This is a genomic window from Corynebacterium sp. zg-331, from assembly GCF_014267345.1.
Lineage (GTDB): Bacteria > Actinomycetota > Actinomycetes > Mycobacteriales > Mycobacteriaceae > Corynebacterium.
Window position 1 is genome coordinate 15,080 of the sequence record NZ_JACMYD010000008.1, and the last position, 21,164, is coordinate 36,243.

Below are 21,164 nucleotides of genomic sequence, written 5' to 3' on the forward strand. Positions count from 1 at the left end.
CCCTGCCGCGACCCCGTCAGCGGGATGGCGGCGGCCAATCGGGCCGCCGGGGTGCCCGCTGCGGGTGTGGGGGCCGTGGAGCGCCCCAATGGGGTGCTGGCGGCCAATATCGCGGCTGGTATCCCAGGCTTTGAGTCGCTGCGTGAATAGCAACCGCGCGGAATACTTGCCTTCCGGTAGATTCCTGCGCCGATAAAATCACGCGCATATTTAGCGGAATGGGCGTATGTCTTTGGCGGTGAGTTTTTCTGCTTGGGCGATGATGCTTTGTTGCGACAGCCTTAGCTGCTCCCGGGGTAGCCGCGTGAGCCACAGGATGTCCCTGGGGGTGTTGGCTTTGGCTCGCGTCTGCATGCGTTCACCATAGGGCATCGAGCAGATATCTCGCGTTAGCCATGTTTCTGAGCATCCGCCACCTCCTCGCCGCGTTTGTGCCCACCGTCACCGGCAACGTGGTTCCGCTCGATCCCCTTTATTGAAATACGTTCTCACCTGCGGCGGGGCGGAAAATCTGGCGTTAGACTCGGCCGGGTAGTAACCCCCGTATGCGTCGAAGGAGACCAGAACATGCCGCAAACCGTGACCGGAATCATCGCTGCCGCCAAGGGGCAACCCGTGGAATCGACCCGCATCGTCATTCCCGATCCCGGCGAGCGCGACGTGGTGGTGAAGATTCAGGCCTGTGGGGTGTGCCATACCGATCTGGCGTACCGCGACGGCGACATCGAGGACGCCTACCCCTTCCTGCTCGGGCACGAGGCCGCGGGCGTCGTCGAGGAGGTCGGCCCGGGCGTGACCCACGTGGCGGTGGGGGACTTCGTGGTGCTCAACTGGCGCGCCGTGTGCGGGGAATGCCGCGCCTGCAAGCGCGGCGAGCCGCACTATTGCTTTGCCACCTTCAACGCCTCCAAGAAGATGACCCTGGAGGACGGCACTGAGCTCACCCCCGCCCTGGGCATCGGCGCCTTCGCGGAAAAAACCCTGGTACACGAGGCTCAGTGCACCAAGGTCAATCCCCAGGAGGATCCCGCCGCCGCGGGCCTGCTCGGCTGCGGCGTGATGGCGGGCGTGGGCGCGGCCGTCAATACCGCGCAGGTCAGGCGGGGCGAATCCGTGGCGGTCTTTGGCTGCGGCGGCGTGGGTGCGGCGGCCGTGGCCGGTGCCGCCATGAATGACGCCACCACCGTGATCGCCGTGGACGTGGACGAGCGCAAGCTCGCCTGGGCGCGCGACCTCGGCGCCACCCACACCATCAACTCCGCCGAGATGGAGGAGCAAGACGTCATCGACGCGGTGCGCGAGCTCACCGGCGGCTTCGGCGCGGACGTGACCATCGACGCCGTGGGCATCATGCCCACCTGGCGGCAGGCCTTTTACTCCCGCGATCACGCCGGGCGCATGGTCATGGTGGGCGTGCCCAACCTCACCTCCATCATCGAGCTGCCGGCCATCGACTTCTTCTCCCGCGGCGGCGCCCTCAAGCCCTCCTGGTACGGCGACTGCCTGCCCGAACGTGACTTCCCGGCCTACGTGGACCTGCACCTTCAGGGGAGCTTCCCCCTGGACAAGTTCGTCACCGAGCGCGTCGGCCTGGACGAGGTAGAGGAGGCCTTCGCCACGATGAAGGCGGGCACCGTGCTGCGCTCGGTGGTGGTGCTCTGATGAGCCACGGCGACCTGCGGGTAGACCACGTGGTGACGTCCGGCGTCTTTGCCCTCGACGGCGGGCAGTGGGACGTGGACAACAACATCTGGCTGGTGGGCGACGAACACGAGGTCTACGTCATCGACGCCGCGCACGACCCCGCCCCCATCGTCGAGGCGGTGGCCGGTCGCACCGTCAAGGGGATCCTCTGCACCCACGGGCACAACGATCACATCGGCGCGGCCCCCGAGCTCTCCCGCCTGCTCGACGCCCCCCTCTACCTCCACCCCGGCGACCACATGCTCTGGGAGCACACCCTGCCCGGCGTGGCGCACCGCGACCTCGCCGATGGGCAGGTATTCGAGGTGGCGGGCACCCAGATGCGGGTGCTCAACACCCCCGGCCACTCGCCGGGTTCCTGTTGCCTCTACCTCCCCGAGGCCGCCGAGCTCTTCTCCGGGGACACCCTCTTCCAGGGCGGCCCCGGGGCCACCGGGCGCAGCTATAGTTCCTTTGACACCATCATCGCCTCGCTCAAGACCTCCTTGCTCGACCTGCCGGCCGAGACCACCGTGCGCACCGGGCACGGGGATCACACCACCATCGGGGCGGAGGCCCCGCACCTGGAGGAATGGATCAGGCGGGGGTACTAAGGCCCCTACACCGTGGCGTTATCAATCAACCGCACCCCGCCCACCGTGGCCGCCACCAGGGCCAGCGCCGGGGCTGCCAGCGGCCGGGCGAGGGTCTCCTCGTTCAGCGGCTCTAGGGTGAGGGGATCGACCACCACCAGGTAATCCAGATCCACGCCGGGGGAGCGGGCGAGGTCGCGGCGCGCGCCGGGCAGGTCGAGGGCGCGCCCGGCCGCCGAGTGCTCCCGGAGCAGCGCCAGGGTCCGCGAGAGCGCCAGGGCGTGCCGCCGATCCTGCGCGCCGAGGCGCTGGTTGCGGCTGGATTCCGCCAGCCCGTCCGCGGCCCTGGCGATGGGCACCTCCTCGATGTCCACGGGCAGGTTGAGATCCCGCACCACGCGCCGCACGATCGCCACCTGTTGGGCGTCCTTGCGGCCGAAGTAGGCGCGGGCGGGCCGCACGAGGTTCATCAGCTTGGTCACCACGGTGGCCACGCCGTCAAAATGCCCCGGACGGCTGGCGCCTTCCAGGCGCGCGCCCATCTCGCCGGTGCGCACCCACACCAGGGGCGTGCCGCCGGGGTACATCTCCTCTACGCTGGGCATGAAGGCGATGTGCACGCCGTGGCGTTCCAGCAGCTCGAGGTCCTTGTCGGGCTGGCGCGGGTAGCGGCGGTAGTCCTCGCAGTCGCCGAGGTCGGTAAACTGCAGGGGATTGACGAAGACGCTGGCCACCACGACGTCATTATCCGCCACCGCCTGTGCCAGCAGCCGACCGTGCCCCTGGTGCAGGGCGCCCATGGTGGGCACCAGCCCGAGGCCGGAGGAATCGTGCTCGGCCAGCGCCGCGCGCAGCTGGGCCACGGTGTGGCACACGATGGCCACGGCTATTCCTCCCCGAAGGACTCGGCCGCGCCGGGGAAGTCCCCGGCCTGCACGTCCTGGATGTAGGCGCGGGTGGCGCGGCCCAGCTCCTCGCCCAGGTGGGCGTAGGCGCGCACGAAGCGCGGCGTTGTTCCCCGGGTCAGGCCAAAGGCGTCCGTCCACACCAGGATCTGGCCGTCGGTGCCGGCCCCGGCCCCGATGCCGATGGTGGGAATGGACAGCTGCTTGCTGATTTGCCCCGCCGTGGCGGCCGGAACCATCTCAAAGACCACGGCGCAGGCCCCCGCCTCCTGCACGGCCAGGGCGTCCTCGCGCAGCCGCTGCGCCCCCGCGCCACGCCCCTGCACCACGTGGCCGCCCAGGGCGTGCTCGGACTGCGGGGTATAACCCAGGTGACCCACCACCGGGATGCCCGCCCGGACGAGCGCCGCGATGGTGGGGGCGATCTCCGTGCCGCCCTCCAGCTTGACGGCGGCCACCCCGGCTTCCTTCATAAACCTGGTGGCGGTGGCCAGGGCCTGCTCGGGACCCGCCTCATAGCTGCCGAAGGGCAGGTCGGCCACCACGAAGGCGCGGGTGGCGGCTCCGGTCACGGCCCGGGCCAGGGAGACGAGCTCGTCCACGGTAATGGGAAGGGTGGAGGGGTGCCCCAGCACCACGTTGGCTGCGGAATCTCCCACGAGGAGGAGATCGATGCCCGCATCGTCAAAAATCCTGGCCGTCAGGGCATCGTAGCTGGTCAGCGCGGTGATTCTGCGTCCTTGCTGCTTGGCCTGAAGGAGATGACGGGTGCGTACTCGCCCGTGGGTGATCTGTGCCATGAACAGAGTATAGCGAAGGCGAGGAACGCCCCTGACCCTAGAGCGTGCCCTCCGCCAGGACGGTGCCGCTGGGGCGGGGGCTTCCCGCCATCGGCTCCTGCGTCACGCGCACCGTTTCCGTGTCCCCGGGCAGGGGCATCCACACGTCGGTGTGCTCCTCCTGTCCGATGACCCCGGCCGACCGGGCGTTGCCGTGGCGGTCGATGGACCACACCTGGGCACCCATGCCCGCCTCCAGGCGGGGGGCACCATTGACCATCGCGCCTCCCGAATCCATGTCGGCGGAGACCACCACGGCCAGCTCGGAACCGTCCGCGCTCAGCGATACGCTGCGCATATCCTCGGCGGCCATGATCTCGTGCATCTTATCCGTGGCCGCCGGGCCCTGCACGATGCCCTCGGCCTGCACGGTGGCGGTATCGGAGGAACCGCCCGGGCCGACCTCGCTCCACAGCAGGCCTGCCCCCGCCACCGCGAGCACCGTGGCCGCCGCGGCGGCCACGTATCCTCTGCGTCCTCTGCGCCGCTGTTCCAGCGAGACCACCTCGGCGCCCGCGCAGCCTTCTTCGCTCGGTTGCTGCGCCCCGGCGGGGTGCGGGGGGTACTCGCCGGAGGCGATGGCCGCCATGATCGACCGCTTCAACTCCGCCGGCGGGACGATCGGCTCGGCCGCCTGCGCCAGGTCCTCCTCCAGGCGAGGGGGGATGGGAATGCCCTGGGGGCGAGGGCGGGCGCTCATGGGGTGCCTCCTTCCTGAGGGGCCAGGCGGCGTTGGACAAGAATCTTTTCCAGCTTACGCAGGCCATCGCGCACCCGGGTCTTGGCCGTGCCCAGGGGTACGCCGGTGGTGCGCGCCAGCTCCGCCTGGGTGAGGCCGCCAAAGTAGGCCAACAGGATCGCCGTCTTGTGGGGCTCACCCACCAGGTCGAGCGCCTCGCGGATCCCGCGCCGCTCCACGTTATTAAGGGCCTGGTTTTCCACCGACTCCACCGTGGCGCTGGCTATGAGGAAGGCCTCTCGGTCGTCGCGGTGGAGGGTGGAGAGCACGGAGCGCAGCCGGTCGATGGCGCGCATGCGGGCCCGGCGCAGAATCCAGCTCTTGGCGGATCCCCGCGCGGGATCATACTCCGCAGCGTGCTGCCATAGCTCGATGAAAAGCTCCTGGGTAACCTCTTCGGCCTGGGCGCGGTCGCGCAGGATCTGCGTGATCAGGCCCAGAACCTGGGGAGCGGTGGCGTCGTAGAGCCGCTCGAAGGCGGCCGCGTCACCGCCCTGGATGAGCGGCATCAAAGCCTCAAGGGGCTCGCATTCATCGACTGCCATGCCATCACATACTAAGGTATGGGCGCTCATGACGGTTGCAATCGGGCGTCCCGGCGGCGGATTCTAGTTCGACTTCTCCATCTGCTCCGTCATCGCCTCGCCGGAGTGCTCCTCGCCGTCCATCTTGTCCATGGCCTCGGAGGGCTGCATCGTCTCTTGGCTCATCTTCTCCTCGGTCATCATGGCCCCGGAGGTGGACGCCGGGGCCATCTTCTCGCTGGAATCCATCGAATCCCCGGAGTCGTTGCAGGCGGCCAGGCCCAGTCCCATCGCGATGGTCACGGCGGCGGTGGCGGCAATGCGCTTCATGATCTTCTCCTTGCGGTAGGCGTGATTCGGTCCTTCGACCTCGTCGGGTGCCCGGTGCGGGCCCAACTATGAGTGCATACGGAGCCGACCCCGGCCTTGGATGGGAGGATCGCACAATTTTTTACTACCCCCGCCGCGTAGCCCCGCGCCCCGTATCCAATCCACCGCGCTCCGGTGCTCCGTACCCCAAGGGTGAGGGGCCCCAACGACGTCGAGCCCCGCCGGGCGCGTGGCCGACCGACACACGAGGGGCATGACGAGGAGGAAAGAAGAAGCCATGTGGGAATTACTCTTGATCGGCCTCATCGGGGGCCTGGTGACCGGCCTCTCGCCGTGTATTTTGCCCGTTTTGTCCATCGTGTTTGCGGTATCGGCGGATAAAAACCGCCGCCCCATCCTGGTGGCCACCGGGATCGCCATCAGCTTTACCCTGGTCACGCTCCTGGGAACGGTGGTGCTGGAGGCTCTGCGCCTGCCTCCGTCCACGCTGCGCTGGCTGGGCGTGGCGCTGCTGGTCGTGGTGGGGCTGAGCATGATGTGGCCCGCCCTCAACGACGCGCTGGAGCGCCCCTTCACCAGGATCAGGATCCCCTCCCGCATTCAGGGGGCCACCCGCAAGGGCGGGTCCGGTTTCGGGGTAGGCCTTGCCCTGGGCGCGGTGTACTCCCCGTGCGCGGGCCCGGTGCTCGCCGCGGTCACGGTGGCGGGGGCCACGGGGGAGATCGGCTGGGGAAACGTCGCGCTGGCGGTCTCCTTTGCCGCCGGGGCGTGCACCCCGCTTTTCTTCTTCGCGCTAGCGGGCAAGAAAATGAGCGCGCGGGCCGCCTTCGTGCGCACGCACCGCACCGCCATCGCCCGGGCGGCGGGTGCGCTGATCATCGCCCTGGCGGTGGCCATCGCGCTGAACCTCCCCGCCGCGCTCCAGCGCGTGTTGCCGGACTGGACGGCGGGCATTCAGGATTCCTTCAACTCCTCTTCGCACACCCGGGATGTGGTGAACTCCGTGCAGGGTGCCGCCGCCGAGGGCGGGGCGAGCGCCTTCGACGAATGCCGCGGGGCCGATCCGGGTCAGGCGCAGGACTGCGGCGAGGTGCCCGAGCTGGTGGGGCTGGGCGAATGGCTCAACACGGAGGAACCGATCGACCCGCGCCGCCCCGCCGAGGGTACCTCGGTCACCCTGGTGGACTTCTGGGCGTACGCCTGCATCAACTGCCAGCGGGCCAACGAGCACCTCACCAAGCTCTACGACCGCTACCGCGACGCCGGGCTGACCGTAGTGGGTATCCACGCGCCGGAATACGCCTTCGAACACGATGTGGACAACGTGCGCGCCGCCGTGCGCGAGCAGAACATCCACTATCCGGTGGTGCAGGACAACGACTTTGCCACCTGGCGGGCCTTCCACAACCGCTACTGGCCCGCCCATTACCTCGTGGACGATCGGGGGCGGGTGCGTCAGATTCACGAGGGCGAGGGCGCGTACACACAGACAGAACAGCTGGTGCGCGAGCTGCTGACCCGGGCCAACCCCGGGATTGACCTCCCGGAGCCGGTGGAACCCGGCGTGGCGGGCTCGGCCGACGGGGGCGCGCCGGCGGACGCGGCGGAAGCACCTGGGGCGATCCACCGGAACCCGGAGACCTACCTGGGAACGCAGCGGGCGCGCTACTTCGACCACCCACGCGACCAGTATCGACCCGGCTGCCGGGACTTTGCTCCCACGGAGCCGAAGGATCGGCGCTACGCCCTGGAGGGGCCCTGGCAGCTGGGGGAGGAGTTCTTGACCCCCGGCGAATGCGGGGCGGGGTTATCCCGCATCCGCCTGAACTATGCGGCCGCGCACGTGCAGCTGGTGGTCTCGGGGCGCGGGACGATCAGGGTGGAGCACCGCGACGGGCGGGGGGAGGAGTTTCCGGTGACCGCCGACGGCTCGGTGGATCTGGTTAAGGGAACGCAATCCCGGCGAGAGACGGTGAGCATCACCATTCCCCAGGGGCTGCGGGTATACTCCTTTACCTTTGGGTAGGGTCGCCCGAGGGGATTATTCCGGTTGTCGCTTGATGAACTCCGCCATGCCGGGGACGGTGAATGCCACGATTCCGTGTTCGGGAGAAAAGATCATTCCCTTGCTGACGAGATTTGCCCGCAGCGGGGCCACGGAATTGGGGTCGCGCTTCATATTCTGGGCCACCGTTCTGCTTCCTATTCCGTCGGTACCTTCCGGGCACATGGCCTGGAGGTATTCCCTTTCCTTGGGGGTGCACCGATCTCAACGGGCTAGAAAGAATCCCTTATCCAGCTCCTTCTGTCCATTGCGCACGCCTTCTTCCGCTGCGGCTTCGGAGATGGTGTCCGGGGATTCCTTTTCGGCGTCCCAGCTTTCTTTACCGAATTGCTGGATGAAGTAGGGGTACTGGCCGGAATGGCGTACGGCGAGGTCAAGGGTGCCGGGGCTCCAGGTTACGCGCTTCTCTTTGGCCGGTTGCCGGAATGCCTCGCGAGCTTCGTCCTCGGTCAGGCGCTCGATGTTCTTGAAGGAAAAGCGCTCGGTGTAGGATTTAGCATCGCATGTCTTCTTTCTGAGGGTGGGCAGTCCGGCCAGTCCCAGGAGGAATGGCAGCCTCTCCGAGGCGGCCATGTGCGCGCACATGGCAAGGGTGGCTAGCTCCTCTTTTGCTAAGTCCTGGGCCTCGTCGATGAGAATGGCCAGGCCCTTTTCCTTCTCCTACATGGCGGCGGCCACGTCGCGGATAATATTTTTGGTGTCCATGGCCAAGGAGCCGCTATCGGCGGCACCACCGGTGGTCTTAGAAAGATCGAGGCCAAAGCTCCAGTTTCCGCTCGAATCGTAGGAGGTCTTGAAGGAAAGCATAGTTTTGAGGGCGCGGAGAAGCTTCTTGGCCGGTGCGCGGCCGGTGTTGTGCTGATCTCGTACAGGGGCTCGTAGAGCCCATCGCCGATCATCTGGCGGAGGTCTTTCCCGGGTTCCGCTTTCTAACCTGCACACCACCCATTTCTTGTCTTGGGCGATTCTGCTCATCTCGGAAAGGAGAACCGTCTTGCCCACCCCGCGCAGGATATGCGGGGCGTCAGTGTAGCCGTTGGCGGCGCGATCCAGGGAGATGTCCCATGCCTCTAGCTCGGCGGCGTGGCCTACCAGGGCTCCGGGGGGGATAAGGATCCGTGCGCGGATTCATGCGTGCCTCCCGTGGGGAAAATCGCTCCCGCATAGTCTACCTGTGCCCGGTGATGGGGGAGGGACGGCGGCAGGGTAAAAGTGTCTGGCATCACCTTGCGCTAGAGTCTTAGCATGGCTAACAAGGAGTTGTCCCCCCGCCTCTGGTTGCGTGTGGCCCCGAGCATGTTCGTTGTGGCCTGGGGAGGCAATCAGTTCACCTCCATGATCGTGTTCTATCGGGGCGAGGGGGAGTTCGCGGATCTCTTCGTGGACTCGATGCTGGCGCTCTACGCCGTGGGCGTGGGGGTGGGGCTGCTGGGCGCGGGAACGCTGGCGGACCGCTGGGGGCGTCGTGCGGTCATGCTCCCGGCCCCGGTCCTGGCGATGATCGGTTCCTTCCTCATCGCCGCCGGGGAGCACCGGGAGGCGCTGCTGGCCTCCGGTCGGCTGATCGCGGGCGCGGCGCTGGGCATCGCCATGACCGCCGGGGGAAGCTGGCTCAAGGAGCTGTCCATGCCGCCCTACGAGCCGAACGCCTGGGCCTCCGCGGGGGCGAAGCGGGCGTCGATGACGCTGACGATGGGCCTGGCGCTCGGCCCGGTCACGGCGGGGCTGCTCGCCCAGTGGGCCATCTATCCCGGCCAGCTCATCTACGCGGTGCACATCGCCCTGACCCTGGTGGTCTACCCGCTGCTCTTTTCGGTGCCGGAGACCCATCGCCGCCGAGCCGAGGTGGGGCGTTCCCGCGGGCTGTTCGGCGACATCGCGGTGCCCTCGCTGCGCAGCAGGCGCTTCCTCACGGTGGTGGTGCCGATGGCCCCCTGGGTGTTCGGCTGTTCCTTTACCGCCCAGACCATCATCACCTCCCGCCTGCAGGGAAACATGGAGCACCCCGTGGCCTATACCGGCCTGATCTCGCTGATCACGATGGGCTGCGGATTCGCCATCCAGCAGGTGGGCCCGAGGTTCGATACGGGCGGGCGGCGCGGCCCCGTGAGCGCCATGACGCTCGCGGCGCTGGGGATGCTGATCGCGGCGATTACCGCCGCGCGCCCCACTGTGGGCGGGGGAATCATCTGCGCGGTGGTGTTGGGCCTGGCCTACGGCCTGGGAATGTTCATCGGGTTGGCGGAGACCCAGCGCGTCGCCCTGCCGGAGGACCTGGCGGGGTTGACCGGGATTTTTTACTGCTGCACCTACGTCGGCATGGTCTTTCCCGCCGTGCTCACCTTCCTGGGCGATACCTTCACCTACCCGCAGATGCTGACCTTTGGCCTCGCGATGGCCGTGGCGGGGGTGGCCCTGGCCCTGCGGGCGGCGAGACGACGCCCCCTGGGCCACCGCTAAGGTAGTACCCATGCGCACACTTGTCACCGGCGGTGCCGGATTCATCGGCTCTAACCTGAGCGACGCGCTCCTGGCCCAGGGCCACAGCGTGGTGGTGCTAGATGACCTCTCCTCCGGCAGGCGGGAGAACCTCCGCCAGGCCGAGACCACCGGGGGGCTGACCCTCGTGGAGGCCGACGTGCGCACTGCGGACGTGGACGCCCTGCTCGCCCACCACCGCCCCGAGGTGATCTTCCACCTCGCCGCTCAGATCGATGTGCGCGCCTCCGTGGCCGATCCGGTGGCGGACGCGCAGACCAATATCCTGGCCACCATTCGGCTGGCCGAGGCCGCCCGCCGCCACGGCGTGCGCAAGATCGTGCACACCTCCTCCGGCGGCTCCATCTACGGCGAGCCCGATTCCTTCCCCGTGGGGGAGGACACCCCGGTCGATCCCCATTCCCCCTATGCCGCCTCGAAGTTCGCGGGCGAAACCTACCTCAATACCTTCCGCCACCTCTACGGCCTGGACTGCACCCACATTGCCCCGGCCAACGTGTACGGGCCCCGCCAAAACCCCCACGGGGAGGCCGGGGTGGTGGCGATCTTCTCGCAGCGCCTCCTGGCCGGGCAGCCCACGAGGGTCTTTGGACGGGGAGAAAACACCCGAGACTACGTGTACGTGGGCGATGTGGTGCGCGCCTTCTGCCTGGCCGCCGGGCAGAAGGGCGGCGGCCTGCGCTTCAACATCGGCACCTCGGTGGAGACCTCGGATCGTCAGCTGCACACCCTCGTGGCCCGGGCCGCCGGTGCCCCCGATGACCCCGAGTTCGCCCCCGCGCGCCTGGGGGACGTGCCGCGCTCGGCGTTGAGCTATCGGCGCGCCCGCGACGTCCTCGGTTGGGAGCCGCAGGTGCCCCTGGAGGAGGGCGTGCGGCGCACCGTCGAGTTCTTCCGGGGCTAAGTTAGCCCTCGACGGGAGCCGGGTTGGCCTCCTGCCCGGGCGAGGTTCCCTCGCCGGGGTTATTCTCCGGCAGGGTGGGCGGATCCGGTTGCCCCTTGTCCAGGGACTGCTCGATGGCCTTTTTGAGGGAGTCGTAGTCGTTGTCTAGCACCGGAACCCCGTTGATCACGAAGCTCGGGGTGCTGTTGATCCCCAGTGCGGTCCCGTAGGTGAGGGCCTGGATGATGGTACCGGCGTACTTATTGCTTTCTAGGTCGGTCCGGAACCGATCCAGGTCGGGCACCCCGGCCTGCTCCGCGAAGCCCACGAGGTCGTCCACGCCGTAGGTGGGGTGCTCGTTGCCCGTGAACTTGCCGTACAGGGCCTCCTTGTACTCCCAGAACTTCCCCTGCGCGGCGGCCGCGCGGCCGCCCTGGGCGGCCAGGATGGAGCTCTCGCCGAGGAAGGGGAAATCGTTCCATTCGATGCGCACCCGGCCCTTGTTCACGTACTCCTCGATGATCTTGGGCTCCGTCTCCTTGGCGTAGGCGGCGCAGGCGGGGCAGGCGAAGTCCGAGAAATAGGAAATCACCACCGTGGCATCCTGCGCGCCGAGGGCGAAGGGATCGGCGGGGTTGACGCGGTGAATATCGGCGAGGGAGTGCAGCGGGCCGCGGGGGCCACCGATGTAGGCGGCCTCGGACTCCGAGGTCGAGTTCGCCATCGTGGAGCCGAGGAAGTATCCGCCCGCGCCCGCCGTCAGCGCGAGGACGGTCAGGACGCCGAGGGCGGCCTTGGCCCAGCCGGGGGTGCGGCCTGCGGCGGGAGCCTCCTCGGGCTCCGGGGCCTCCGCCTCGGGGGAGGTCGCCGCCTCTGTTGGCTCGTCGGGGTGCGTCGGTTGTGGATTCTCCGGGGTATGTTCGTCGCTCATGGGCACGAGTCTACGTGTCCTAACGCGGGAGGTCGTCGCCTGGCCGGACGGCATTTTGCAGCGCCACCGCGCGCGCGAGGCGCGAATACCGCAGTTCCAGCTCCCGGAAGCGCACGTAGGTGGACATGGTCACGAACATGAAGGCTGCCACCACCCCGTAGAGCAGCAGGTCGGTTCCGCGATCCACGCCCACCCAGTTGGCGATCACCGTCAGATCGTCCGGGCGCAGCACCGCCCAGATGCACACCGCGATGAAGAGCACGAACAAGAGCTTGACGTAGGCCTTGGCGCGGGCCTTGCGGCGGTGGTTGATGAAGTACCACACCAGGCCGATGGTGGTCAGCAGCAGGATGATCTGGATGGGGGTGGTCATGGCAGCCTCCTCGACAGCAGCTCGTCGGCCAGGATATTCACGCCGTTAAACAGGGACTGCCCCTTGCTCATCGAATACTCCGTGTACAGGATGTCCACCGGCTGCTCCGTCACGCGCCAGCCCGCGCTGTCCATCAGGGAAACGAACTCCGAGGCGTGGGACATGCCGTTCATCCGCAGGTTCAGCTCCTCGGCCACCGTGCGGTTGAAGGCGCGCAGGCCGTTGTGGGCGTCGGTCAGCCCCAGGCGGCGGGTGCGCGGGGAGAGCAGCACCACCGTCTTGAGCACCACGCGCTTGATCCAGGGAACCTGATCCGTCTCGCTGCGGGGGCGGCCAAAGCGGGTGCCCACCACGATATCGACCGGCTCGGTGCGCAACCGCTCCACCATCGCCTGCACGTCCTTGACCTGGTGCTGGCCGTCCGCGTCGAAGGTGACGAAGTAGCGCGCGCCGGGCTGCCTGCGGGCGTACTCCACCCCGGTCTGGATGGCGGCACCCTGCCCGAGGTTCACGGGGTGATTAACCAGATGCGCCCCGGCCTGGTGAATGGCCTCGGCGGAGTGATCCGAGGAGCCGTCGTTGACGGCCACGATGTTCGGAAAGGTCTCGCGGGCCTGGCTGATGACGTCGCCGATGACGGCGCCCTCGTTGAAGCAAGGGACAATCAACCACGTATCTTCATTCATGATGCCCCACATACTAATCTGTCTTGGGTTTTCTATGGAATAGCCGCGCGTGGGCGCGCCGCAGGATTCGCCGGGGCAGGAGACGATAGCCGCTGCGCACCGCGAAGTTCCACGCCGCGCGGGGATACCCGATCAGCCCGTAGGAGACGAGGCGCCGCTGCATCTGGAGCTCGGCGGCGAGCATATCCCTCCCGGTGCGTCGATCCAGCTGTGCGGCGGAGACCCGGAAGTAGGTGAGAGGCTCGGGGAGATTGTGAAAGCGCGCCCCGGCGGCCAGCGCCCGGGCGTAGAGGTCGTAGTCCTCCATGAAGTGCACGTGCTGGTACCCGCCCGCCGCCCGGATGGTGCTGGCGCGCATCATCACGGAGGGGTTGTTGATGGGCGAATTGATCCTGGCGTAGCGGGCGATCTCCGCGTGGCGCTCCGGCAGGCGGCGCACCGCCGTGACCCGCTCGGGGGAGTCCTCGAACTCCGCCAGGGCCGTGCCCAGCACGTCGATCTCCGGGTGCTGATCCAGGAAGCGACACTGCACCTCAAAGCGGCGCGCGTCGGCGATGTCGTCGGAGTCGAGCCGCGCGATGAGCTCCGTGTTCATCGCCTTCATCCCCTCGGCGGAGGCCAGGCCGGAACCGACGTTGCGGGGCAGGCGCACCGCCTGGGCGCCGGGATGGGCGGCCACGAAGGTGTCGATAAGCTGCCGCACGGGCGCGGGCACCGGCCCATCCTCGACGAGCACGACGCGATCGGCCGGGCGGGTTTGACCGGCGAGCGAGTCGAGGCAGGCGCTGGCGTGGGCGGGATCGGATCCGCGGTAGAAGGTGATGAGAACCCCGAGCGTGGACATACCTTTCCATGCTAGCGCCGGTGGTGGGCGGGGGAAGAGGCGGCGGACCCGGCGGGGGAGCGCAGGGCGCTGAGCTGCATGAGGACCCCGGCGGCGGGGCCGGAGATCAGCGCCAGGGGAATGGTGCGCAGGGGGTCGGTGCCCCACCACAACACCGCACACACCATGCCGGAGGCGATCAACCAGCCCGCCACGTAGAGGCGGTGGCGCTCGGCGGCGATGCTGGCGGCCCCGGTGATCATGAGCACGCCGGTGCACGAGGAGGCGAAGGTCAGGGCGGCGAGCAGCGGGCCGGGCACGGCGTAGGCGGGGTCGTGATCCCAGCCCACCGCGAGGATCCACGGCCCGACCAGCCACGCCAGCGTGGCCCCGAGGAATCCCACCGCCAGCACGGCGGCGGCCGGGCCCAGCGCGGCCTGGCGCATCCGCTCGCGGTGCCGCACGAAATAGACGATCAGCGCGGACTGGAACCGCTGAAGCGGCACCAGGATGGGCGCGCGGGTGAGCGAGACCGCCAGCATGATGCCGGTGAGCGCCACCTCGGTGTCGGTATCCGGTTCCTCCATGGTCGCGTTGATGAGGGGGGCGATGCCGGTGATGATGGCCGCGGAGGCCCCCGTGGCCATCATGGCGGAGGTGGCGCGCCGGGCGAAGCCACCCAGGCCGATCGGCAGCGGGCGGCGGGCCGCGGCGCGCGCGGCGGGGTCGGCCGCGAGGATGATAAGCCAACTGAGGCTGCCGATCACCGTGACAACGAGGAACGGCAGGAGCCGCCAGTGCAGGAGCGCGGCGAGGCCCACCAGTAGGAAGCGAACCCCGGAATCCAGGGCGATGAGGCGGGCGTAGGAGGGCCATCGCTCCCAGCCGGAGAGCACCCCGGAGAGCACCGCCTGGAAGGCATACAGTGCCAACCCCAGGGCGAGCAGGCCGCTGCCGGCCATGCTGTGCTCGCCGGCGATCACGCGCGGTGCCCAGAGCGGCTCGGTCAGCAGGCTCAGCGCGGCGGCGGTGAGCCCCACGAGGAGGGCGACGTGCCAGTGGGCGAAGGTGCGCCTGGCGACGCCCTCGTGGTCGGGCTCGGCGCTTTCCCCCGGGTGGTTCTGCCGGTGCGCGGAGGTCGCGCGCGTGGTCTCCTGCATGAGGCCGTCGAGTACGCCGGTGCAGGCGAAAAAGAGCCCCCAGTAGGCCTGGAAGAGCTTGGCAGCCTCCTCGTCGAGCGTGCGGGTTCCGATGATGATGACGAGGAAGCCGGAAAGAGCAGCAAAAATGGTGGCTGCGCTGAGGGATCTCAACGATACACTCCTGAACCTATGGCGGTTGGGGAAGCGGGGTAAGTGGAGGGTAACATCGCGGGTAATCATACGCGCGGGAAATTTTTCCTGGGCGGGGCCTGTAGCACTTGCGCAGCGGAAGATGTCTGCTAACTTATAGAGCATATTCTTCCTGAGCGGCCTCACTGAGTGGATAGTGCAGCGGGTCGTTAGTAGAGTGTTAAGCCAGGTTGTGCCGTAGGTGCGGCCGCAACAAGACGAAAGTGAACACGAGCATGCTGAAAATGAAGAAGCTTACTGCCGGTTTCGCCGCTGGGCTTTGTGCTCTGGCGGCTGGTGTTACCCCGGCCCACGCGGCCACCTCGATGTACGGGGAAGACGGCTCTTACTCCTACGTTGCCCGCTACATCATGATGGTGCCTACCGACGTGGTGATTTCCGTGGCGGAGATTTTTGACAACGGTTCCTCTTCCTCGGAGGCTCCGGTGGAGGCCGAGGCTCCCGCCGAGGCGGAGACCACGACCAACGCCACCGAAGCCGCTGAGGCCGACTACACCGCAGGCGTCGAGCTGAGCAGCCTGGCCGAGGGGGATACTTTCGCTAGCCAGATGGTAGAGCTTGTGGGCAAGACCATCGACAACATGACGAGCAGCAAGGCGCGCGGCGGACGGATCAACGCCGTGACCACCTATGACGACGGCACTGTCCTCAGCTTCACCAAGGAAGCCGGTGCCGCCGAGTACAAGCTCGTGGGAATCGAATAGCCGTTATTTTCCGCACCGAACGCGCGTCAAGGGGCACAGCTTTGCGTGGCTGTGCCCCTTGTTTATGCCCGCCGTGCCCGTGGCGGCAGGCCTCGGGGGATGCTTGCGCCCGCCGGAGGCCTCCAGGATAATGGCTCTTTGGATCGTGCCCAGGGCACAGGAAGCGTCCGCCACATCATCGAGGAAAAGAGAACACATGAGCAGTACGAACAACCTTCCGCCGCAGCCCGGACCATCCAGCTCCGACGCGGATAAGGTCGATGCCGCCGAGCAGAAAAAGCGCTGGCCCGCGGTGCTCGTTGGCGTGGCGATCTTTGCGGTCATCGTCATCGCCGCGGCATGGGTTCTCCTTGCCGGAGGCAAGGACGGGGACGATGAGGCACCCGATACCGCCGTCTCGGCCCCGAACAGCGCCTATGTGGACGACTCCGGCGAGCAGGAACACGAGCTCGAGATGGCACCGGGGGAGTCCGATGACGTCTCCGAGATGCAGCTCGCCGTGGGCGACGAGGAACCCGCGCCCGTTGATCCCATCCAGGTGACGGACGACGGCGCCCTCATCCCGCCGCAGGACGTGTCCCGCCTGGGGTGGTATTCGGCCTCGGCCGTGCCCGGAGACAAGGGCAACGTGGGCTCCTCTGTGATCACCGGGCACGTGAACTTTGCGGGCCAGGGCGAGGGCTACGCCGCGAAGTTCGTGAAGCTGAAGAAGGACGACACCATCACCATCACCGTCAACGGCGAGGAGCGCACGTTCCGGGTGACGCAGGATCCCTATCACGTGACCAAGGGCGCCGACTTCTCCGACGTGATGGACGATATGGATGGGGAAAACCGCGTGGTGCTGGTGACCTGCGGCGGCGAGTTCGTCGGCGGCCAGTTGGGTTACGCGGACAACGTCCTCACGATCGCCGAGCCGGTCTAAGCTCCGCCCGCCGCCGGGATCCCCCGCGCCGCCTCCCGCGAGGCCGCGCGGGGGATCTTTTTATAGCGGAAAGGCCCCGCAGCCGGAGGGAAAGGGGGTGCGGGGCCCAGGGGGGCGCGTGGCGGGTGCCTAGGCGATCCCGAGGCCGCGCGCAAAGGTGGGCCAGGAGGCGCGCAGGTCCTGCTGCCAGTAGCCCCAGGAGTGGGTGCCGGTGTTGTGGAAGTTGAAGTCCGCGGGGATATTTAAGGAATCCATCTTGGCCTTCAGGTTGTGGGTGCACACGTTGGTGCCGCCCTCGATGATCCCACCCAGGCCGATCGTTTGGGCCATGGCCCAGGCCTTCTGCACGTCGGTGTAGTCCTTGAATCGGGGGCCGTGGGGCATGTCATTTTCCCCGGCGGTGCCGGAGCCGTTAGAGACGTACACCTGCGTTCCCGCGAGCTTATCGGCGTTGAGCAGGGCGTCGTTATAGCGATTGATTTCGCCGCCGCGCTCGCCCCACATCTTCTCGAAGGAAAGGCCCGTGAAGCTGTTGTGATCCAGGGTCAGCGCCACGGAAGCGTAGCCCAGGGGAGTGGAGGTCTCGGCGCAGCCGGAGAAGGACCCCACGGCGTCGTAGAAGCCGGGATTGTGCTGGGCCAGCAGCAGGGAGGAGGTGGCGGACATGGACATGCCGGCGATGGCGCGCTGGCCGTTGGCGTGGAGGTATTCCTCCATGGGGCCGGGGAGTTCCTTGGTGAGGAAGGTTTCCCACTTCTGCGCCCCGCCCAGGGCGGCGACGTCCTCGATCCAGTCCGTGTAGTAGGAGAACTGACCGGCCATCGGGATCACCACGTTGATCCCCTTGTCCAGGTAGAACTCGATGACATCGGTCTGCTGTATCCAGTTGGCGGTGCCCTCGCCGCCGTCGCCGCCGTTGAGCAGGTAGAGGGTGGGGGCACCGGGGCGATCCGCCTTGATGAGCGCGAGCGGCACGCGACGGTTCATGGCGGGGGACGAGGCGCTGACTTCCTCCACGCGCTCACCGTACTCCCGCACGATCGTGCGCCAGAGCGGGGAGCCCTCCGGTGCGGGGCCGGGAACGGGGGTGATGGTGGCGGGGGCGGTCTCCCCGGCCACCTGCGCGGCGGTGAGTTCCGCGGCCTGCGCGGGGGTGATCGCGGTGAGCGTCGCGGCAGCGATGGCGGTGACCATGGCAGGGGCGGCGAGGGCGGTCTTCAGGAACTTCATGGTGTAACCCTTGGGTGAAATTATGTGCGTGGGGTGAAAATGCTGGGTAAACAGGGAAAACCCCGGCGGGAGTCCGCCAGGGTTTCCTCTTCGGGCCATAGTGGCACGATCCGCAGATTAGACGGACTGCGGGATGTCCGGGAGGTTCAGCTCGCCGTCCAGGTTCAGATCCAGCAGATCGGAGAGATCCAGATCCAGCACGTCGGAGGAACCGTTGTTGCCGGAAAGCTCGGTCAGATCCGCGAGGTCGGTGGAGCCGTTATCCCCGGAGGAGAGCTCGGAAAAGTCACCGAGGAAGTCGGTGGAACCCTGGTTGTCGCCGGAGGACAGCTCGCTCAGGAAGTTGGAGGAGCCGTTATCCCCGGAGGAGAGCTCGGAAAAGTCACCCAGGAAATCGGTGGAGAGCTGGTTGTCGCCGGAGGACAGCTCAGAGATGTCGCCGAAGAAGTCGGTGGAGAACTCGCCCTGGTTGTCGCCGGAGGACAGCTCGCTCAGGAAGTTGGAAGAACCGAAGTCGTTGTCGCCGGAGGAGAGCTCGGAGATGTCCAGGTCACCAAAGAGATCGGTGGAGAACTCGCCCTGGCTGTCCCCGGTGGAGAGCTCGGAGATGTCACCGAAGAAGTCGGTGGAGCCCTGGTTATCGCCGGTGGAGAGCTCGCTCAGGAAGTCGGAGGAGCCGTTATCCCCGGAGGACAGGTCACCGAAGGAAGAGCCCAGGTCGCCGACCTCAATGTTCTCAGGGAGGGTGAGCTGCGGGGTCAGATTGATATCCGGGAGGTTCGGCAGCTCGATGTTCGGCAGCTGAAGGCCGCCGGTGCGCAGCTGAACGAGCAGGTCACCGATGGGGCCCTGAACGAACTCTTTGATTTGCAGCAGGAAATCCATGTGTAGAAGTACTCCTTGATAGCCCTGGGCTGGAACAGTTGGGTGCAGCCTAACAGGGCTGGCACCATCACGCAATGGTAACGCGCGACCGCGCAGCGATCTTGACGGCGACGTGGAGGGCCCGTGCAGGCAGGGGGGTACTTAGGGACGTATAGGGGGGTGGCCGTCGCGGTATCGGGGATGAATGACGCAGGGAATCGTCTCCGCAATGGAGATGTACTTCATTTATTATTGATATTGTGATGGTTTTGCCGCGATGGGCGGGGTGAGGGCGCTATGCCCCCGTTAGGGGGTGGCGTATCCTCATCGGTGACGATGCCTCCCCGCGAGGTTAGATGAGAGAAAGGAACGCTCCATGACTCCCCTGGAAAACCTCACCGTGACCATCAGCGATGTCCTGGGTCAGGCGGTTCATCTCGGCTCCTCCAACATCGCGGAGCTGTCCCTGGTGCTCCACCTCTTCTAGGGATCGGCCGGGGCCGTCGGGGCGGCGCGTGCGCTCTTTCCGTATTCTATAGAGCCATGAGCGATCATTTTGATGTTGTAGTCCTCGGTGCTGGCCCCGGCGGATACGTTGCCGCCATCCGCGCTGCTCAGCTGGGTAAAAAGGTGGCGGTGGTGGAAAAGCAGTATTGGGGCGGAGTCTGCCTCAACGTTGGCTGTATCCCGTCTAAGTCCCTGCTCAAGAACGCCGAGGTGGCCCACATCTTCCACAAGGAGTCCAAGACCTTCGGTATCTCGGGGGAGGTCTCCTTCGATTTCGGTGCGGCCCACCAGCGCTCCCGCAAGGTCTCCGCGGGGATCGTCAAGGGCGTGCACTACCTGATGAAGAAGAACTCCATCACGGAGATCGATGGCCTGGGCTCCTTCAAGGATGCCTCGACCATTGAGGTCGTCGAGGGCAAGGACGCCGGCAAGGTCGTGACCTTCGACGACGTCATCATCGCCACGGGTTCTGTGGTGCGCACCCTGCCGGGGGTGGAGCTTTCCCAGAACGTGGTGTCTTTCGAGGAGCAGATCCTCAACGAGGAGCTTCCGGAGAAGATGGTGGTGGTCGGTGGCGGCGCCATCGGCATGGAGTTCGCCTACGTCTTGGCGAACTACGGCGTGGAGATCACCATCGTGGAGTTCATGGATCGCGTGCTGCCTAACGAGGAGCCCGAGGTGTCCAAGGAGATCGCCAAGCAGTACAAGAAGCTAGGCGTCAAGCTACTCACCGGTTATAAGACCACCGCGGTGCGCGATAACGGTTCCTCGGTGGACGTGGACGTGGAGTCGAAGGACGGCGCGAAGAAAGACACCCTCACCGTGGATCGCGTGCTGGTGTCCGTGGGCTTTGCCCCGCGCACCGAGGGCTACGGCCTGGAGAACACGGGCGTCGCGCTCACCGAGCGCGGGGCGATCGATATCGACGAGCGCATGCGCACCAACGTCGAGCACATCTACGCCATCGGTGACGTGACGGCCAAGCTCCAGCTCGCCCACGTGGCCGAGGCGCAGGGCGTGGTGGCCGCCGAGACTATCGCCGGGGCGGAGACCCAGGAGCTGGGCGACTACATGATGATGCCCCGCGCCACCTTCTGCAATCCCCAGGTGGCGTCCTTCGGCTACACCGAGGCTGCGGCCAAGGAGAAGTGGCCGGATCGCACGATCAAGACCGCCGTGTTCCCCTTTAGCGCCAACGGCAAGGCCGCGGGCCTGGCGGAGACGGCCGGCTTCGCCAAGATCGTGGCGGACGCCGAGTACGGCGAGCTGCTGGGTGGCCACATGGTGGGGGCAAACGTGTCCGAGATGCTGGCCGAGCTGACGCTGGCGCAGCGCTTCGATCTCACCGCCGCGGAGATCGGCCGGAATGTGCATATTCACCCGACCATGTCCGAGGCGCTCAAGGAGGCCGCCGAGGGCATCGAGGGGCATATGATTAACCTGTAAGTCACAGCGACACAAAGAGGGGCCGCCCCTGGGCGACCCCTCTTTGTGTCTCCTTTTCTTCGTGTTTTCTCCGGGGTGACCAGCACCGACAAAAGTTTGACGCCTTACGGGGCTAATGACCCCCGCGCGCCCCTCTCTGGGAAGATAGAGTGATAAAACTCACCATATTGGGTCTCGATGAATCTTTCGGCAAAGTCTGTGCACCTCGCGGCCGATAAGGCAAACCTCACGTTGCGTGACCTAGAGGTAACCCTCACCTAAGA

The 21,164-nt window shown here is 66.8% G+C and carries 24 protein-coding genes; 9 read left to right on the forward strand and 15 right to left on the reverse strand.

What is annotated here, in order from left to right:
• Window positions 1-24: 24 nt before the first annotated feature.
• The 3 genes from H7347_RS10840 (at window position 25) to H7347_RS08825 (ending at window position 2,297) form a co-directional block, all read left to right on the forward strand.
• Entirely contained in the window at window positions 25-150 is a 126-nt protein-coding gene (locus tag H7347_RS10840) for a hypothetical protein (protein ID WP_255476856.1), read from the forward strand.
• Between the two features lie 417 nt (window positions 151-567).
• On the forward strand, window positions 568-1,662 hold the full coding sequence (locus H7347_RS08820; RefSeq protein WP_152823152.1) for an S-(hydroxymethyl)mycothiol dehydrogenase: 1,095 nt from the start codon (window positions 568-570) through the stop codon (window positions 1,660-1,662).
• Window positions 1,662-2,297: an MBL fold metallo-hydrolase gene (locus H7347_RS08825; RefSeq protein ID WP_152823153.1), complete on the forward strand. Its 636-nt coding sequence runs from the start codon at window positions 1,662-1,664 to the stop codon at window positions 2,295-2,297. Before H7347_RS08820 ends, H7347_RS08825 begins: the two co-directional genes overlap by 1 nt.
• A gap of 5 nt (window positions 2,298-2,302) precedes the next feature.
• On the opposite strand, the gene panC is transcribed toward H7347_RS08825, so the two are convergent.
• The 5 genes from panC to H7347_RS08850 all read right to left on the reverse strand — a co-directional run bounded on the left by panC (window position 2,303) and on the right by H7347_RS08850 (window position 5,613).
• On the reverse strand, window positions 2,303-3,154 hold the full coding sequence (gene panC, locus H7347_RS08830; protein WP_370513954.1) for a pantoate--beta-alanine ligase: 852 nt from the start codon (window positions 3,152-3,154) through the stop codon (window positions 2,303-2,305).
• Between the two features lie 8 nt (window positions 3,155-3,162).
• A complete protein-coding gene (panB, locus tag H7347_RS08835) occupies window positions 3,163-3,981 on the reverse strand; it encodes a 3-methyl-2-oxobutanoate hydroxymethyltransferase (protein ID WP_152823154.1) in 819 nt (272 codons plus the stop codon).
• Between the two features lie 37 nt (window positions 3,982-4,018).
• Window positions 4,019-4,720 carry an anti-sigma factor gene (locus tag H7347_RS08840; protein ID WP_152823155.1) on the reverse strand — a complete coding sequence of 234 codons (702 nt, stop codon included), beginning with the start codon at window positions 4,718-4,720 and terminating at the stop codon, window positions 4,019-4,021.
• Complete coding sequence (locus H7347_RS08845; RefSeq protein ID WP_152823156.1) at window positions 4,717-5,304, reverse strand: sigma-70 family RNA polymerase sigma factor; 588 nt, start codon at window positions 5,302-5,304, stop codon at window positions 4,717-4,719. The genes H7347_RS08840 and H7347_RS08845 overlap by 4 nt, the downstream gene beginning before the upstream one ends.
• Before the next feature lie 63 nt (window positions 5,305-5,367).
• The gene (locus tag H7347_RS08850; protein ID WP_152823157.1) at window positions 5,368-5,613 is read right to left on the reverse strand and encodes a hypothetical protein; all 246 of its coding nucleotides are present in this window, start codon (window positions 5,611-5,613) and stop codon (window positions 5,368-5,370) included.
• A gap of 277 nt (window positions 5,614-5,890) precedes the next feature.
• Here H7347_RS08850 and H7347_RS08855 point away from each other — a divergent pair, with 277 nt between their 5' ends.
• On the forward strand, window positions 5,891-7,639 hold the full coding sequence (locus H7347_RS08855; RefSeq protein WP_152823158.1) for a cytochrome c biogenesis protein CcdA: 1,749 nt from the start codon (window positions 5,891-5,893) through the stop codon (window positions 7,637-7,639).
• Window positions 7,640-7,654: 15 nt separating this feature from the next.
• On the opposite strand, the gene H7347_RS08860 is transcribed toward H7347_RS08855, so the two are convergent.
• The 3 genes from H7347_RS08860 to H7347_RS08870 all read right to left on the reverse strand — a co-directional run bounded on the left by H7347_RS08860 (window position 7,655) and on the right by H7347_RS08870 (window position 8,485).
• Complete coding sequence (locus H7347_RS08860) at window positions 7,655-7,804, reverse strand: hypothetical protein (RefSeq protein ID WP_186337430.1); 150 nt, start codon at window positions 7,802-7,804, stop codon at window positions 7,655-7,657.
• Window positions 7,805-7,882: 78 nt separating this feature from the next.
• Window positions 7,883-8,263, reverse strand: a complete 381-nt coding sequence (locus H7347_RS08865; RefSeq protein WP_152823159.1) for a hypothetical protein — start codon at window positions 8,261-8,263, stop codon at window positions 7,883-7,885.
• A 75-nt stretch (window positions 8,264-8,338) separates the two neighbouring features.
• Window positions 8,339-8,485: a hypothetical protein gene (locus H7347_RS08870; RefSeq protein WP_186337431.1), complete on the reverse strand. Its 147-nt coding sequence runs from the start codon at window positions 8,483-8,485 to the stop codon at window positions 8,339-8,341.
• A gap of 438 nt (window positions 8,486-8,923) precedes the next feature.
• Here H7347_RS08870 and H7347_RS08875 point away from each other — a divergent pair, with 438 nt between their 5' ends.
• Both H7347_RS08875 and H7347_RS08880 read left to right on the forward strand, forming a co-directional pair.
• Entirely contained in the window at window positions 8,924-10,138 is a 1,215-nt protein-coding gene (locus tag H7347_RS08875) for an MFS transporter (RefSeq protein ID WP_152823160.1), read from the forward strand.
• Between the two features lie 10 nt (window positions 10,139-10,148).
• The gene (locus H7347_RS08880; RefSeq protein ID WP_152823161.1) at window positions 10,149-11,081 is read left to right on the forward strand and encodes an NAD-dependent epimerase/dehydratase family protein; all 933 of its coding nucleotides are present in this window, start codon (window positions 10,149-10,151) and stop codon (window positions 11,079-11,081) included.
• A gap of 1 nt (window position 11,082) precedes the next feature.
• Here the strand turns inward: H7347_RS08880 and H7347_RS08885 are convergent, their stop codons facing one another.
• Genes H7347_RS08885 through H7347_RS08905 form a run of 5 tightly spaced genes read right to left on the reverse strand, consistent with a single transcriptional unit; the run spans window position 11,083 to window position 15,186 of the window.
• On the reverse strand, window positions 11,083-11,991 hold the full coding sequence (locus H7347_RS08885) for a thioredoxin domain-containing protein (protein ID WP_186337432.1): 909 nt from the start codon (window positions 11,989-11,991) through the stop codon (window positions 11,083-11,085).
• Window positions 11,992-12,010: 19 nt separating this feature from the next.
• Window positions 12,011-12,364 carry a DUF2304 domain-containing protein gene (locus H7347_RS08890; RefSeq protein WP_152823163.1) on the reverse strand — a complete coding sequence of 118 codons (354 nt, stop codon included), beginning with the start codon at window positions 12,362-12,364 and terminating at the stop codon, window positions 12,011-12,013.
• The gene (locus H7347_RS08895) at window positions 12,361-13,050 is read right to left on the reverse strand and encodes a glycosyltransferase family 2 protein (RefSeq protein WP_227659107.1); all 690 of its coding nucleotides are present in this window, start codon (window positions 13,048-13,050) and stop codon (window positions 12,361-12,363) included. Before H7347_RS08895 ends, H7347_RS08890 begins: the two co-directional genes overlap by 4 nt.
• Window positions 13,051-13,063: 13 nt before the next feature.
• Window positions 13,064-13,894, reverse strand: a complete 831-nt coding sequence (locus H7347_RS08900; protein ID WP_152823165.1) for a glycosyltransferase — start codon at window positions 13,892-13,894, stop codon at window positions 13,064-13,066.
• Between the two features lie 11 nt (window positions 13,895-13,905).
• On the reverse strand, window positions 13,906-15,186 hold the full coding sequence (locus H7347_RS08905; RefSeq protein WP_152823166.1) for a hypothetical protein: 1,281 nt from the start codon (window positions 15,184-15,186) through the stop codon (window positions 13,906-13,908).
• A gap of 263 nt (window positions 15,187-15,449) precedes the next feature.
• Here H7347_RS08905 and H7347_RS08910 point away from each other — a divergent pair, with 263 nt between their 5' ends.
• Both H7347_RS08910 and H7347_RS08915 read left to right on the forward strand, forming a co-directional pair.
• A complete protein-coding gene (locus H7347_RS08910; RefSeq protein ID WP_152823167.1) occupies window positions 15,450-15,929 on the forward strand; it encodes a hypothetical protein in 480 nt (159 codons plus the stop codon).
• Window positions 15,930-16,125: 196 nt separating this feature from the next.
• Complete coding sequence (locus H7347_RS08915; protein WP_152823168.1) at window positions 16,126-16,854, forward strand: class F sortase; 729 nt, start codon at window positions 16,126-16,128, stop codon at window positions 16,852-16,854.
• A gap of 129 nt (window positions 16,855-16,983) precedes the next feature.
• Here the strand turns inward: H7347_RS08915 and H7347_RS08920 are convergent, their stop codons facing one another.
• A complete protein-coding gene (locus H7347_RS08920; RefSeq protein ID WP_152823169.1) occupies window positions 16,984-18,084 on the reverse strand; it encodes an alpha/beta hydrolase family protein in 1,101 nt (366 codons plus the stop codon).
• 117 nt (window positions 18,085-18,201) lie between these two features.
• On the reverse strand, window positions 18,202-18,969 hold the full coding sequence (locus H7347_RS08925; protein ID WP_152823170.1) for a hypothetical protein: 768 nt from the start codon (window positions 18,967-18,969) through the stop codon (window positions 18,202-18,204).
• A gap of 522 nt (window positions 18,970-19,491) precedes the next feature.
• Here H7347_RS08925 and lpdA point away from each other — a divergent pair.
• The gene (gene lpdA / locus H7347_RS08930; RefSeq protein ID WP_152823171.1) at window positions 19,492-20,901 is read left to right on the forward strand and encodes a dihydrolipoyl dehydrogenase; all 1,410 of its coding nucleotides are present in this window, start codon (window positions 19,492-19,494) and stop codon (window positions 20,899-20,901) included.
• The last annotated feature ends 263 nt before the right edge of the window (window positions 20,902-21,164 follow it).

Bases quoted from the DNA above. Each gene is read 5' to 3' on its own strand.
- H7347_RS08840 (WP_152823155.1), bottom strand. From the start codon at position 4,720: ATGAGCGCCCGCCCTCGCCCCCAGGGCATTCCCATCCCCCCTCGCCTG.
- panB (WP_152823154.1), bottom strand. From the start codon at position 3,981: ATGGCACAGATCACCCACGGGCGAGTACGCACCCGTCATCTCCTTCAG.
- H7347_RS08870 (WP_186337431.1), bottom strand. From the start codon at position 8,485: ATGCTTTCCTTCAAGACCTCCTACGATTCGAGCGGAAACTGGAGCTTT.
- H7347_RS08915 (WP_152823168.1), top strand. From the start codon at position 16,126: ATGAGCAGTACGAACAACCTTCCGCCGCAGCCCGGACCATCCAGCTCC.
- H7347_RS08890 (WP_152823163.1), bottom strand. From the start codon at position 12,364: ATGACCACCCCCATCCAGATCATCCTGCTGCTGACCACCATCGGCCTG.
- H7347_RS08920 (WP_152823169.1), bottom strand. From the start codon at position 18,084: ATGAAGTTCCTGAAGACCGCCCTCGCCGCCCCTGCCATGGTCACCGCC.
- lpdA (WP_152823171.1), top strand. From the start codon at position 19,492: ATGAGCGATCATTTTGATGTTGTAGTCCTCGGTGCTGGCCCCGGCGGA.
- H7347_RS08885 (WP_186337432.1), bottom strand. From the start codon at position 11,991: ATGAGCGACGAACATACCCCGGAGAATCCACAACCGACGCACCCCGAC.
- H7347_RS08910 (WP_152823167.1), top strand. From the start codon at position 15,450: ATGAAGAAGCTTACTGCCGGTTTCGCCGCTGGGCTTTGTGCTCTGGCG.
- H7347_RS08900 (WP_152823165.1), bottom strand. From the start codon at position 13,894: ATGTCCACGCTCGGGGTTCTCATCACCTTCTACCGCGGATCCGATCCC.
- H7347_RS08820 (WP_152823152.1), top strand. From the start codon at position 568: ATGCCGCAAACCGTGACCGGAATCATCGCTGCCGCCAAGGGGCAACCC.
- H7347_RS08865 (WP_152823159.1), bottom strand. From the start codon at position 8,263: ATGTGCGCGCACATGGCCGCCTCGGAGAGGCTGCCATTCCTCCTGGGA.
- H7347_RS08925 (WP_152823170.1), bottom strand. From the start codon at position 18,969: ATGGATTTCCTGCTGCAAATCAAAGAGTTCGTTCAGGGCCCCATCGGT.
- H7347_RS08895 (WP_227659107.1), bottom strand. From the start codon at position 13,050: ATGAATGAAGATACGTGGTTGATTGTCCCTTGCTTCAACGAGGGCGCC.
- H7347_RS08880 (WP_152823161.1), top strand. From the start codon at position 10,149: ATGCGCACACTTGTCACCGGCGGTGCCGGATTCATCGGCTCTAACCTG.
- H7347_RS08825 (WP_152823153.1), top strand. From the start codon at position 1,662: ATGAGCCACGGCGACCTGCGGGTAGACCACGTGGTGACGTCCGGCGTC.
- H7347_RS10840 (WP_255476856.1), top strand. From the start codon at position 25: ATGGCGGCGGCCAATCGGGCCGCCGGGGTGCCCGCTGCGGGTGTGGGG.
- H7347_RS08875 (WP_152823160.1), top strand. From the start codon at position 8,924: ATGGCTAACAAGGAGTTGTCCCCCCGCCTCTGGTTGCGTGTGGCCCCG.
- H7347_RS08845 (WP_152823156.1), bottom strand. From the start codon at position 5,304: ATGGCAGTCGATGAATGCGAGCCCCTTGAGGCTTTGATGCCGCTCATC.
- H7347_RS08855 (WP_152823158.1), top strand. From the start codon at position 5,891: ATGTGGGAATTACTCTTGATCGGCCTCATCGGGGGCCTGGTGACCGGC.
- H7347_RS08850 (WP_152823157.1), bottom strand. From the start codon at position 5,613: ATGAAGCGCATTGCCGCCACCGCCGCCGTGACCATCGCGATGGGACTG.